At 70.0% G+C, this 13,014-nt stretch carries 13 protein-coding genes; 11 read left to right on the top strand and 2 right to left on the bottom strand.

Features of this window, described 5'->3' with window-relative positions; translation table 11 throughout:
• The first annotated feature begins 331 nt into the window (after positions 1 to 331).
• The 3 genes from ACIBO2_RS14245 (at position 332) to ACIBO2_RS14235 (ending at position 3,452) form a co-directional block, all read left to right on the top strand.
• On the top strand, positions 332 to 1,159 hold the full coding sequence (locus ACIBO2_RS14245; protein ID WP_397297265.1) for a BTAD domain-containing putative transcriptional regulator: 828 nt from the start codon (positions 332 to 334) through the stop codon (positions 1,157 to 1,159).
• Positions 1,160 to 1,404: 245 nt separating this feature from the next.
• Complete coding sequence (locus tag ACIBO2_RS14240; protein WP_358539784.1) at positions 1,405 to 2,289, top strand: SDR family NAD(P)-dependent oxidoreductase; 885 nt, start codon at positions 1,405 to 1,407, stop codon at positions 2,287 to 2,289.
• A complete protein-coding gene (locus tag ACIBO2_RS14235; RefSeq protein ID WP_397297658.1) occupies positions 2,289 to 3,452 on the top strand; it encodes a hypothetical protein in 1,164 nt (387 codons plus the stop codon). The genes ACIBO2_RS14240 and ACIBO2_RS14235 overlap by 1 nt, the downstream gene beginning before the upstream one ends.
• 30 nt (positions 3,453 to 3,482) lie before the next feature.
• Here the strand turns inward: ACIBO2_RS14235 and ACIBO2_RS14230 are convergent, their stop codons facing one another.
• Positions 3,483 to 4,715, bottom strand: a complete 1,233-nt coding sequence (locus ACIBO2_RS14230) for a nucleotide disphospho-sugar-binding domain-containing protein (RefSeq protein WP_397297263.1) — start codon at positions 4,713 to 4,715, stop codon at positions 3,483 to 3,485.
• Positions 4,716 to 4,726: 11 nt separating this feature from the next.
• Complete coding sequence (locus ACIBO2_RS14225; RefSeq protein ID WP_358539790.1) at positions 4,727 to 5,170, bottom strand: nuclear transport factor 2 family protein; 444 nt, start codon at positions 5,168 to 5,170, stop codon at positions 4,727 to 4,729.
• 169 nt (positions 5,171 to 5,339) lie between these two features.
• Between ACIBO2_RS14225 and ACIBO2_RS14220 the strand changes: the two genes are divergently transcribed.
• From ACIBO2_RS14220 to ACIBO2_RS14185, 8 genes are read left to right on the top strand one after another with little or no spacing between them, the layout of a single operon-like run.
• On the top strand, positions 5,340 to 6,290 hold the full coding sequence (locus ACIBO2_RS14220; RefSeq protein ID WP_397297260.1) for an aromatase/cyclase: 951 nt from the start codon (positions 5,340 to 5,342) through the stop codon (positions 6,288 to 6,290).
• Entirely contained in the window at positions 6,283 to 7,803 is a 1,521-nt protein-coding gene (locus ACIBO2_RS14215) for a class I adenylate-forming enzyme family protein (protein WP_397297258.1), read from the top strand. The genes ACIBO2_RS14220 and ACIBO2_RS14215 overlap by 8 nt, the downstream gene beginning before the upstream one ends.
• 31 nt (positions 7,804 to 7,834) lie before the next feature.
• Positions 7,835 to 8,137, top strand: a complete 303-nt coding sequence (locus ACIBO2_RS14210) for an antibiotic biosynthesis monooxygenase family protein (RefSeq protein WP_358539798.1) — start codon at positions 7,835 to 7,837, stop codon at positions 8,135 to 8,137.
• Entirely contained in the window at positions 8,134 to 8,967 is an 834-nt protein-coding gene (locus tag ACIBO2_RS14205) for an SDR family oxidoreductase (RefSeq protein ID WP_358539801.1), read from the top strand. The genes ACIBO2_RS14210 and ACIBO2_RS14205 overlap by 4 nt, the downstream gene beginning before the upstream one ends.
• Positions 8,968 to 9,004: 37 nt before the next feature.
• Complete coding sequence (locus tag ACIBO2_RS14200; protein ID WP_358539804.1) at positions 9,005 to 9,751, top strand: SDR family oxidoreductase; 747 nt, start codon at positions 9,005 to 9,007, stop codon at positions 9,749 to 9,751.
• A 46-nt stretch (positions 9,752 to 9,797) separates the two neighbouring features.
• On the top strand, positions 9,798 to 10,946 hold the full coding sequence (locus ACIBO2_RS14195; RefSeq protein WP_358539806.1) for a cytochrome P450: 1,149 nt from the start codon (positions 9,798 to 9,800) through the stop codon (positions 10,944 to 10,946).
• A gap of 2 nt (positions 10,947 to 10,948) precedes the next feature.
• A complete protein-coding gene (locus ACIBO2_RS14190; protein ID WP_358539809.1) occupies positions 10,949 to 12,181 on the top strand; it encodes an FAD-dependent monooxygenase in 1,233 nt (410 codons plus the stop codon).
• Between the two features lie 22 nt (positions 12,182 to 12,203).
• Positions 12,204 to 12,974 (top strand): cyclase family protein, encoded by a 771-nt coding sequence (locus tag ACIBO2_RS14185; protein WP_358539811.1) that lies wholly within the window; start codon positions 12,204 to 12,206, stop codon positions 12,972 to 12,974.
• Positions 12,975 to 13,014 lie beyond the last annotated feature (40 nt).

The following is a 13,014-nucleotide window of genomic DNA, read 5'->3' as shown; positions in this document are numbered from 1 at the left end:
TACCGCATGCGTACGGATGATCGACGGGCACGTGCGCGGGTGCCGTAGAAGATCACACTCTTCGCGGAGTGCGGGCAGGGCGACGAGGGGGTGGCGGGTGGCAGCCGAATACCGCCCCGGTGCCGGCGGATCCGAGGAGTCCACCGGGCGGCTCGCGGTCGAGGGCGGGGTGGAGCTCCCGGCTCGGCGTCGCGCACGTGCGCCGCCCGGTCGCCGCCGGCCTCGGTCACCGGTCGACCGGCGGCGCCCGGGGCGGCTGACAACCTGCCTCCGGTCGAACGCGAAGACCCTGAATTCCCAAGACCATGAAAAGGCAATTCTATTCTTATTGATGCGTAGTCGAGAATGGGTTCCGAACCCTCGGAGAAGTGCGGAGCGTCGGTTCATGAGAATTTCCATGCTGGGGGCTTTTCAGGTCGAACTCAACGGCAAATCAGACTTCACTCCCGATCCGCCCAAAGAAAGGACGGTGCTCGCTCTCATCGCGCTCCATGCGAATCGCGTGGTGAGCATCGACACCATCATCGGCGAGATTTGGGGTGATGGGCCGCCGAGGACCTCGGTGGCGACCGCTCGCACGTATATCTACCACCTGCGCAAGATATTCATCGAACGCCTCGGACCGGCCGGCGTCGACCTCCTGGCGACAAAGACCCACGGCTATCTGCTGCGACTCGCCGAGGATATGGTCGATGCCAATATCTTCTGCGGTCTCGTGGCGAAGGGGCGTCAACTACTCAGTGACGATCAGCCCGAGGACGCCGCCATCACGCTGCGTGAAGCGCTGGATATGTGGCGGGGCCCCGCACTCGGGAACGTGCCGTTGGGCCAGACCCTGAGCGCGTACGCCACCTTCCTCGAAGAGGAGCGCAGGAGCGCCAAGGAGCTCCGGATCATGGCGGACATGCGGTTGGGCCGCCATCGGGAACTGATCTCGGAGATCCGCTCGCTGGTCGTCGAGGATCCCGTGAACGAGTGGCTGAGCGCCCAGCTCATGATCACCCTCAGCCGGTGCGGTCGCCGGGGAGAGGCGCTCGGCGTGTACGCCGATCTGCGCAGCCAGCTGGCCACGCAGCTCGGCCTCGACCCGTCGCGGGACCTCCAGCGGCTGCATCATCAGGTGCTGGTCGCCGACCAGCAGCCGGTGCTCTTCTCGTAACCGGCTCTCGTAACCGGCCGACCAGCGGGTCTGTACCGCGTTGATACGCCGTCGATCCGCGTGCCGTGTCCTATCCGTGACCCGTCCTATCCGTGACCCGTCCTATCCGTGACCCGTCCTATCCGTGACCCGTCCTATCCGTGACCCGTCCTATCCGTGACCCGTCCTACCCGTGAATCCCGCCGTGACGTCGTTTCCGCACCGGACGGCTCGCGACGCCGGCATCGAGCGAAGGAGCCGCACCAGTGGAGTTGAAAGGTCGTAGCGCGCTGGTCACCGGGAGTTCTCAGGGGATCGGGAAGAGCACGGCGCTGGCGCTGGCCCGGCGCGGCATGCGGGTGTACGCGGGAGTTCGCTCGGCGGAAGATGGGGAGCGGCTGCGCGCCGCCGCCGAGACGATCACGGCGATCCGGCTCGACGTCCGCGAACTGCCGGACGTCAAGGCGGCCGCCGCGCGCATCGAGGCCGAGGTGGGCGAGTCGGGGCTGGACGTGCTGGTGAACAACGCCGGTGCCGTCGCGATGGCTCCGATCGAGCATGTGACCCTCGACGAGCTGCGAAACCTGTTCGAGGTCAACGTCCTCGGACAGGTCGCGGTCATCCAGGCGATGCTCCCCCTGCTGCGCAGGGCCGGTGGCCGGATCGTCAACATCGGCTCCGACGCCGCCAAGTTCACCCTGCCGCTGGCGGGGCCGTACGGGTCCGCCAAGGCGGCCTTCGAGGCCATCGCGGTGGCGCTGCGCCGGGAGGTGCGTGCGCAGGGAGTGACCGTGGTGGCCTTCCAGCCCGGCTCGGTCAACACCAGGCTGTGGGACCGCATCGTCGCGGACCTGCGCGCGGGCCGGGGTTCCTGGTCCGGCCATCCGTCCTATCAGGCCTTCGCCGCCGGTGTCGCGGCGGTGGCCGAGCGCGGGCGGCACCAGGGGCAGTCGCCGGAGGCGGTGGCGGAAGCGGTGGTCCGGCTGGTGTCCATGCGCCGGCCCCCGGTGCAGCGTCGGCTGGGATGGGACGCCAGGATGCGCAGCCTGATCATCGACCTGCTGCCTGCCCGTGCGGTCGACAACATGATCATAAAGAGCCTGACCTCGCACGGCGGCCGTCAGCCGGCTCACGCCCCGGAATCGATGTGATGCCCATGTCCTCGAATGACAAGCTCGACGCCGAGCACGTCGAGCGACTGATCACTGCCGGTACCGCGCCGGACGCGGCCGTCGCCGAACTGGTCGACGAGCTCGGTCTGGACACCGTCGGTGAGATCCTCATCGACGAGATCGTCTTTCGGTGCCCCCCGCCGGAGAACACCACGGCGGTCACCATCGCCCTGGAAGTCGTACACGGTGTGCGACGGCGCAGGACCCTACTCCGGGTAATGCGCGACGAGCCGATCAGCCAGGTGAACGGCGATGGTCGCGCCGTCCAGATGGTGCTGGAGATCGACGTCCTGGATCTCGTCCGCCGCATTTTCGGGCCGGTCGGGCACCGGCGCACGGGGGACTTCCGTAACGCGTTCCTCCCTTCGGGGCTCGAACATCTCGGGTATCTTCGCGACACGGCTCTCGCGACCGACACGCTTCTCTCGGGATGCGGTAACGACTCGGTTGATCTGGGCGCCCTCGCTGTCCGCTACGGATCGGACAAATGGGCCAGCCTCCATTGGTACGCCCCTCACTACGAACACCATTTCGAGCGGTTCAGGGACCATCCCGTCCGCTTGTTGGAGATCGGCATCGGCGGCGAGGATCGCGAGTTGGGTGGCGCTTCTCTGAAGATGTGGAAGAGATATTTCCACCGTGGGCTCATCGTCGGTGTCGACATATTTGACAAGTCGCTGCTGAATCAACGCCGGCTGACCGCCGCCGTGGCCGATCAGCGAGTGGCCGAGGAGTTGGCCGCGATCGGTGACCTATACGGTCCGTTCGACATTGTCATCGACGACGGCAGCCATGTCGCCGAGGACATCCGGACGGCCTTTCATGCGCTGCTGCCGTACTTGCGGCACGACGGGATCTATGTGATCGAGGACCTGCAGACGTCGTACCTGCCGGAATTCGGGGGCAGCGCGGGAGAGGCCGCGGAGCCGTACACGGCGGTCGGGCTGGTCAAGCAGCTCGTGGATGACCTGCACTTCCAGGAGCGCGCGTCGGCCGCCGACCAGCCCCCGACGCTCACCCAGGCCTGCGTCACCGGGATCCACGTCTATCACAACATCGTCTTCTTGGAGAAAGGCACGAACGGCGAGGAAGGCTTTCCCCATTGGCTTCGGCAGTTACTCGCCGGCCCCGGACATTCGTAAACCACTGTTTTCTGAGCTGCCGCGGGCACCTCAGCCGGCCAGGCCATCCCATCGGGACACCGTGTCCCCGAGCGTCGGCTGATCGAGGATGTGCTGCCGCAGAGCCAGCGCGGCCTGGCGATGGCCGTTGGCGCCGAGCAGCGGCGCGAGAGCCTGCTCGATGGCCGCGGCCGTCGCGGCGCCGGCCGCTAGGTGTCGGCCCGCGCCGGTGGCGGCGAGCCGTTCCCCCGCGAGTATCTGTTCGTGCAGCGTGGGAATGACCAGCTGCGGTACGCCGAGCAGTGACGCGGTCATCAGGGTGCCCGCGCCGCCCTCGTGCACGATCGCCGTGCACGACTCCAGCACCGTGCGCAACGGCATCCAGCCCGTCGCGGTGACGTTCTCCGGCAACGCGCCCAGCCGGGACACCTGTTCGTCGGATGCCGCGACCATGACGTCGACGTCATGGGCCGCCAGGGCGCGCAGCGCCTCGCCGGCCGGAAACTGGGCCTTGCCGGCCAGCTGCTCCACCGTGGTTCCCCAGGTCACGCACACTCTCGGCCGCCGGGAGGCGGCCATGATCCGGCTGGCGCCGGCGTCCGGCCCGTTGTACGGCACGTACCGCGCCGAGGTGGTGCGGGCCTCCGGCGGCAGTTGCAACAGGGGCGGGCAGATGTCGAGGCACAGGTCCTCGCGGACGCGTTCTACCGGTACGTCGTGCTCGGCCAGGAGCGCACGCAGATCGGACGGCCAGTCGTCGTACAGCCGCATGGACCGGGCGCTGTCCAAGCCCCACGTATGGCGTACGGAAAGCGCGCCGGCCGCGCGGGCCGCGATGGCGCCGGCGAAGGTGATCGGATCCCAGACGACCACGTCGGCGGACCACCCCTTGGCGAGCCTGACGGTGTCGTCGGCCATGGCCCGCGCCAGCGCGCCGTAGACCTCGAGCACCAGCAGCCGCGGATCCGCCGGCCCGCCGGCGCGAGGTGCGCCCGGCGCGGTCAGCTTGGTCAGGCGGCCTTCGGCGTCCTTGCCCGGCGCGCTCAGTTTGGTCAGGCGGCCTTCGGCGTCCTTGGCCTTGGCCATCCGGTTTCTGAACATGCCGGCCGTGTCAAGATCGGCGCCGACGCACGCGGCGGGCAGCCCGCTGTCACGGAGGGTTTTCTGCAGCGCCGGTTGGGTGGCGACGAGCACCTCGTGCCCGGCCGCCCAGCTGGCCCACGCCGTCGGCACCATCGGGAAGAAGTGCGAGGGCCACGCCCAGACCACGAAGAGAATCCGCATGACCGCTCCCTTCAAGCGGGCTGGCCGTCACGGGTGACCCGGCGATGCCGGACCAGCCAGCCCCGGTCGGTGCGCACCAGCAGGTCCTCGCAGACACATGACTGGTGCAGCCGCGACTCGCCACCCGCCGGGGTCACGAAGATCAGCGCGTAGCAGGTCACCCGTACGCAATCCGCGTCTTCCGCCGGCCGTACGGACACCATGCCGTGCCAGTGACGGTGCGTCTCGCCCTTCCGCGCGCGTTCGGCCGCCGCGCGCGCGGAGGCGTCGGCCAGGTTGTCCCGCCCACGCACCGCGGGCCGCGGCGGCGGCGGCTCGAAGGTCCCGTCCTCGGTGAAGGTGGCCGCCCATCCAGCCGTGTCGCCGCTGTCCAGCAGGTGCATGTGCGCGGCGTAGAACTGCTGGATCTCCACGTACCGCGTGTCGAGTCGGGTCGGCTCGGTGTCAACGTTCACGTCGTCTCCGTCTCCGGCAGCGAATGTCGATTTCTCGTCGCCGAGGCTCGCCGCCGCACATCGAGCGCGACACGAGAACGAACCGAACGATCCTCTGTCTCAGCTCGGCGTCCGCTCGACCAGGCCAGGCCAGCGTTGTCTCCAAAGACCGGCGGAAAGGATGCGGTTCATGTCGGAGATGCAGCGTGAGGTCGTGGTCCGTGACGTCACCGTTCCAGCGACCGCGGAAACGGTCTACGCGATCGTTGCCGACCTGTCGTCGTGGCCACAGTTCCACCCGTGGGCCGTGCACGCCGAGGTGTGCCGGCGGGACATCTCCGGCACCCTCGTCCAGCACTGGGCCCTGACGGACCGGGCGGCGGTGCGGACTTGGCGGGCGCGCTGGCAGTTCGACCCCGCCGTGCGCCGGATCCGGTTCACGCACGAGACGCCACCGGCGCCGCTGCGGTCCCTGGAAGGCGAGTGGACCTTCGACGACCGACCCGGTGGCACCTGCCAGGTGACGCTGCGCCACACCATGACCTGCCTCCCCGGCGAGCGGGATCAGGTACGCGACCTCGCCCTGGGGATCGAGCGCAACACGCAGGAACTGCTGGAGACCGCCAGGGACACGGCAACGCGCTGGGAGGAGCTGCGCTCGCTCGTGCTCTCGTTCGAGGACCGCGTGTTCATCGCCGGCTCGATCCACGACGCCTACACCTTCCTGTACGAGGCCGGCGCGTGGCCGGACCGCATTCCGCACGTCTCCCGGCTCGTCCTGGAGGAGCCGTCTCCCGGAATCCAGTTCTTCGACATGGACACCAAGGCACCTGACGGGTCGACGCACAGCACCCGATCGGTGCGCGTCTGCCGCCCGCACCACCTGATCGTCTACAAGCAGACCGTCCTGCCGGCCCTGCTGGACGCGCACACCGGCCACTGGTCATTCCTGGAGACGCCCGAGGGTGTGCTCGCGTCGGCCCGGCACACGGTGACGATCAAGAGGTCGGCGCTCGGCCTGCTCGGTGACACGGCGACGGTGAGCGACGCGCGGCGCTACCTGCGCCGGGCGCTGAGCATCCACAGCGTGCGGAACCTGAACCTGGCCAAGGACCACGCCGAGGAGCCGGCCGGTGTCTGACCCACTCGCCGCCCGCCCGCTCTCGCTGCCGGAGATCCGTCTGGACGAGCGGCTCCATCAGACGGCGGAGCGGCTGCCGACCCGCCCGGCCATCAGGTGCGATGACGTCCTGCTCACCTTCGCCCAACTGGACGCCGCGGTGTCCCGGCTCGCCGACACGCTGCGCGAACTCACGGCGCCCGGTGGCTCGGTCATCGGCCTCGCGAACGCCTTCGACCCGTGCTTCGCGGTGGCGTACTACGCGATCCTGCGCAGCGGCAACACACTGGCGATCCTGAACCAGCTCCAGAGCGGGCAGGCGCTGGCGCACATGCTGCGCACGGCGGGTGTCCGGCTGGCGTTCGTGACCGATGACATGCGTACGCGTCTGGCCCCCGAGCTGACGGATACCGACCGGGTGGACCTGGTTCCGCTGCCGGCCGCGCTCACCCCGTCGTCGATCTCCGCCGGCCCGGCCGCCGCGACCGGACCGCGAGGGGCGGCCTGCGTGCTGTTCACCAGCGGTACCACCGGACTGCCCAAGGGCGTCCTGCTGTCGCACCGCAACCTGGTGGCCAACGCCGCCCAGATCGTCCGCGCGCACCGGCTCAGCCCCAACAGCGTGACGGTGAACCACCTGCCGAGCTTCCACCCGATGCACCTGAGCTCCGCCGTGTGGTCGGGCGCCACGCAGGTGCTCTGCACCGATCCGGACCCGGTCGTGGCCACCCGCCTCGCGGCCGAGGTCGAGGCGACGCACTATTACAGCCTCCCGATGCGGCTGGCCCAGCTCGCCCGGGACACCCGGCTGCGCGAGCTCCGGCTGGACACCGTCAGGGCGATCCTGTCGGGCGGATCCGCGCTGGCCCCGGCGTCCGCCCGCGCGCTGACCGACCACTTCGGCGTCGCGGTGATGCAGGGGTACGGCCTGGCGGAGACCTCGCCGCTGACCCACTGCGACCAGCCGCCCTGGCCGCGGTACGGCTCGGTCGGTCCTCCCGTCGCTGAAACCGGGTGCCGGATCGTCGACGTCACGACCCGCGCGGTGCTGCCGGCCGGAGAACGGGGCGAGGTACAGGTCCGCGGCCCCCAGATCATGCTGGGCTACCTGGACACCCGGGAGCCCTCGCCGATCGACGCCGACGGCTGGCTGTCCACGGGAGATATCGGACGCCTCGACCAGGACGGCTACCTGTTCCTCATCGACCGGCTCAAGGACACCTTCAAGTACGACGACAACCTGGTGGCGCCGGCCGAGATCGAGCAGGTTCTCGCCACCCACCCCGCGGTGGCCGACTGCGTGGTCGTCGACACCCCCGACCCGCTGCACGGCGCCGTCGCCAACGCGCTGGTGGTGCCGCGTGCGGAAGGTGTCACCGAAGAAGGGATCGCCACGTTCCTCAACGACAGGGTTCCCGTTTACCAGCGGCTGGCGCGGGTGGTCCTGACCGCATCGATTCCGCGTGGGCCCGGTGGCAAGACCAGCCGCGCCGCGCTTCGCGACCTGCTCGGCGATCCGACGACGATCCAGTGAATCCGATTTCCCGAGAAGACGGAGTACGTTCATGGTCACCCTGGTGAACAAGCTGACCTGCACCGGAGACCTCACCGAATTCACCCGCATCCTGGAGCACCTGACCGAGTACATGCGGGCCCAGCCCGGCTACCTGTCCTCCGAGCTGCTGCGGTCCGTCCACCACCCGGAGGTGTACGTCGAGGTGGCGCGGTGGGAGAGCGCCGAGGCCCACCGGAACGCCGTCACCGGCGACGGCTTCCGCGAGCGGGTCGCCGGACTCGGCGCCCTCGCCACCGTCGACCCCGATGTGTACGACGTCGTCCACGAGAACTTGGGGACGGCGGGCCGATGACCGATCCCCAAACGACCGATCCCCAACTGGTCGATCCCCAACTGGTCGATCCCCAGGAGCACCCGCGCGGATCCGCCGGCGTCGCCCAGAGGGTGGCGCTGGTCACCGGATCAAGCCGGGGCATCGGCGCCGCGATCGCGCGGGAGCTGGCCGCGCGAGGAGCGTCGGTCGCGGTCAACTACCGGCGCCGCGAGAGCGACGCGCGGCGGGTCGTCGCCGACATCGAGTCCGCCGGCGGCCGGGCGGTGGCCGTGGGCGCGGACGTGACCAGCAAGGCCGAGGTCGAGGAGATGGTCAAGCGGGTCGAGGCCACACTCGGCCCGATCGGCATCCTGGTGATCAACGCGCATGGGTTCGACGAGTCCATCCGCGATTTCCCGCTCGACGTCGACGTCGAGGATCTGACGGCCATCGTGTCCGGCCAGATCCGCGCGGTGCTGCTCAGCGTGCAGGCCTGCGTTCCCGGCATGGTGGAGCGCGGCGCGGGCGCGGTGGTGACGATCTCCGCGCTCCAGGCGCGAGATCCGTGGATCCGGTCGATCACGCACGGCACGGCGAAGGCGGCGATGGAGGCGATCGCCAAGTTCCTCGCCCGCTACCTCGCCCCCACCGGCGTCAGGGTCAACACCGTCATCGCGGGGGTGACCAGGACGGAGTCGTCGGCGCAAATCCGGCCGGAGCGGCTCGCGGCCGCCGTCGAGATGGTCCCGATGAAGCGGATGGGCGAGCCCGAGGACATCGCCCGCCTGGTGGCCGCGCTCGCGTCGGACGACTCCTCCTACGTCACCGGGGCCTTCGTGCCCGCGTGCGGAGGGGCGCTGATCCTGTGACGGGCGCCCGGCCGCCGGTGCGGGGGAAGGGCCGATCATGGATCTCGGGCTGACCGGCCGCGTCGTCCTGGTGACAGGGGCGACGGGAGAGATCGGCGCGGCGATCGCCACGGCGTTCGCCGCGGAGGGCGCCAGGGTCGCGGTCGCCTACCACAGCGACAAGGCCGCCGCGGCCGACCTGGCCGAGCGCCTCGGCGCGGTGGCGGTCCCCTACGAGCTCGCCGACCCCGACTCGCCGGCCGGCACGCTCGCCGAGGTGGCCGAGCGCCTTGGCCCCGTGGAGGTGCTCGTCGCCAACGCGATGCGCTGGGGCCGCCGCCGAGGACCCGAGGAGCGGTTCGAGGACGTCGCGCCCGCCGACTGGTCGCCGGTGATCGCGGAGAATCTCACCCCCACCATCAGGACCGCACAGCACGCCGTCGCCGCGATGCGGGGCGGCGGCTGGGGCCGGATCGCGCTGATCTCCTCGCACGTGGCCGTCGACGGCCACCGTGGGCAGGAGTTCTACGGCGCGACGAAGGCGGGCCTGCACGGCTTCGCCAGGAGCCTGGCCTGGGACGTGGGCCGGGACGGTGTCCTGGTCAACGTGGTGTGCCCGGGACTCACGCTCACCCGCCGGGTCAGCACCGGCCTGCCGCTCGCGCTCCGGCAGAGGGAGACCGACCGTACGGCGACCGGGCGGCTCAGCCGCGCGCAGGACATAGCCGCCGCCGTGGTCTTCCTGTGTTCCTCGGCGAACAACAACATCACCGGAGAGGTGCTCACGGTCGCCGGCGGCCGGTGACACGGCTCCGCAGGTCACCGATCCCATCGCCAAGGAGGCAGAAGCCATGCCCACCGCACCGTCGGCGCCGGGCGCCTACAGCCCCGGCTTCCAGCTCGACCCGTTCCCGACCCTGGCCCGGCTGCGCGAGGAGGCGCCGCTCAACCGGGTGAAGCATCCGGAGGTCGGCGACGCCTGGCTGGCCATCCGCTACGACCTCGTCAAGACGCTCTCGGCGGACCGGCGGCTGGTCAAACCGCCCAATCCGCTGGACGGCAACTCGCTGAACAGCCCGCCACCGGTGCACACCAGGCTGCGCAAGCTGGCCCAGGCCAGCTTCACCACCCAGCGGATCGAGGCCCTGCGCGGCTGGAGTGAGCAGGTCACCGGGCAGATCCTAGACGACATGGCCGAGCGCGGCACCGTCGAACTGCTCGGCACCCTGGCCGATCCGCTGCCCATCACGGTGATCTGCAGGCTACTCGGCGTGCCGTACGAGGAGATGGAGGAGGTCAGCCACTGCGCGCGGGGCTTCCTGACGGAGTCCGAAGAGGTCCGCGACAAGGCGTTCGGTACGGCGCGCGCGTACGTGCTCCGCCTCGTGGCGCACAAGCGCCGCAACCCCGGCGACGACGTCACCAGCGCCCTGATCGACGCCAGGGACGGGCAGGACCGGCTCGACGAGGACGAGCTCGTCCGGATGGTGATGGCGCTGCTGGTGAACGGCTCCATCACGACGACCACCATCATCGGCACCGGAACGCAGCTGCTACTGACGCACCCGGACCAGCGCGAACTGCTCCGGCGCCGACCCGGACTCGTACGCGGCGCGGTGGAGGAGATCCTGCGGCTGGAGGCACCCATCAGCGCGCTGACCTGGCTGGCCACCGAGGAGATCGCGGTGGAGGGGTTCGTCATCGGCGCGGGCGAGTACGTCATGACCTGTGTGCAGGGCGCGAACCGGGACCCGTCCTGGTTCGACCGGCCGGACGAGTTCGACATCACCCGAAGCCCCAATCCGCACCTGACCTTCTCGCACGGCATCCACCACTGCCTCGGCGCGCCGCTGGCGCGGATGGAGGCGCAGGTGGTGCTGGGCGGGCTGGTGCGCAGGTTCCCCGATATACGGCCGGCGGGCGAGGCGGTCTGGCGCGACGGCCATATGGTGCGCGGCCTGACGCACCTGCCCGTAGCCGTCGGCGCGTCCTCGGTGTGAGCATGAGTGACGAGGTTTCGGCGGACGTGTGCGTGGTCGGCGGTGGTCCTGCCGGTCTCACACTGGCGCTGCTGCTGGTGCGCTCCGGCGTGAGCGTGGTGATGCTGGAGAAGAGCCCGCTGCTGACCCGCGAGTACTGGGGCGAGATCCTGCAGCCGGGAGGGCTGGCGATACTCGACCAGCTCGGCGTGCTCGACGCGGCCAGGCAGCGCGGCGGGCACGAGCTGGCCAGGTTCCGGTTCGTCGACAAGGGCACGACGGTGGTGGACATCGACTACCGGTCGCTGCCCGCGCCGCACAACTACCTGTTGAGCATGCCGCAGCGGAATCTGCTGGCCGCCCTGCTCGACGCCGTCCGGCGCTATGACCGTTTCGTCTATCGCGACGGCTGCCGGGCCACGGAGCTCATTCACGAGGATGGCCGGGTTCGTGGCGTCGTGGGCCGCGGCGCGACCGGCACCACGGTGGTCCGGGCCCGGTACGTGGTCGGGGCCGATGGCCGGTTCTCTCCCGTGCGGCGCCTGGCCGGGATCCCCAGTGGCCGCCGGGACGTGTTCGACTTCGACGTGTTGTGGGTCAAGCTGCCCGCCACCGAGCGGACCCCGCCGTACGCCCAGATCTTCCGGGATGGGGGCACCCCGCTCCTGGCTTACCCGTCCTGGCCGGACCACCTGCAGCTGGGCTGGACCGTCCCGCACGGCGGGTACGCGAAGATCATCGCGGCGGGGCTGGACGAGGTGAAGGCCCGGCTGGGGCGGGCCGCTCCGCCGTACGCGCCGCTGATCGACGCCGCCATCACCAGCCCGGCCGACCTCTCCCTGCTGGACGTGTTCGCCGCCAGGGCGCCGCGCTGGGCGGTGCCCGGCCTGGTCCTGACCGGTGACAGCGCGCACACCCACAGCCCGCTCGGGGCGCAGGGCATCAACCTGGCCATCCAGGACGCCGCCGTCCTGCACCCGCTGCTGCTGGCCGCGCTGCGGGAGCGGGACGAGGCCGTCACCATCGAGGAATTCGAGCGGCTGCGGGGGCCCGACATCGAACGGATGATGCGGATCCAGACCATGCAGGCCCATGGCATGCGCTCCGGTGGGCTGAAGGGCCGGTTGGGCCGCCTGTTCGTGGCGCGGGTCCTGTCGCGTACTCCGCTGTTCGCCAAGGTCACCCGCGAGATCGTCTACGGCAATCCGAACATCCGCGTGGCCACCGACCTCTTCCTGACACCTCCCTCGTCCTGACGACTCTCTAAGGAGTGACGACGTGCGCGTCATCGACCTGTCGACCCCGGTCGACGCGGCCGGCTTCGAACCCAATCCGGTACGTCATGAGATCCTTTCCCCCGCCGAGGGGGCCCGGCACATGAGCGACGAGATGCGCACCCATTTCGGGCTGGAACTGGATCCGTCCGCGCTGCCGGATGGGGAGTTCCTCTCGCTGGACACCCTGACCCTCACCACGCATACCGGCACCCATGTCGACGCGCCTTCGCACTACGGATCCACCGCCTCCTACGGCAGGCCGCGGAACATCGACGAGATGCCGCTGGAGTGGTTCATCGGGCCCGGTTGCGTGCTGGACGCGACCGGCGAGCCGGTGGGCGCGCTCGACGCCGACTGGGTCCGTGGGGCGCTGCGCCGGATCGACCACCACGTACGGCCCGGCGACATCGTCCTGCTGAACACCGGAGCCGCCGCCCTGTGCGGGACACCTGAGTACTTCTCGAAGTTCGTCGGCCTGGACGCCTCCGCCGTACATGTCCTGCTCGACCTCGGCGTCCGGGTGATCGGGACCGACGCGTTCAGCCTGGACGCGCCGTTCGCCCACATCGTCAGCACGTTCGCCGAGACCGGCGACCGGTCGGTGCTGTGGCCGGCGCATTTCGTCGGCCGCGACCGTGAGTACTGCCAGCTCGAACGGCTCGGGAACCTCGACGCGCTGCCCGCGCCGACCGGGTTCCAGGTCTGCTGCTTCCCGGTGAAGATCAGCGGTGCCGGAGCCGGCTGGGCCCGAGCGGTGGCCATCGTCTCATGAGCGGTTCTCTTTTCCCCGCGCGAAGCGGCCTCTAACCCAT

Origin of the sequence: Nonomuraea sp. NPDC050022 (genome assembly GCF_044460705.1) — a bacterium.
In the GTDB taxonomy this organism is placed as follows: Bacteria; Actinomycetota; Actinomycetes; order Streptosporangiales; family Streptosporangiaceae; genus Nonomuraea.
The sequence above is the reverse complement of the archived record's forward strand: the minus strand, read 5'-3'. Positions and strand labels throughout refer to the sequence as shown.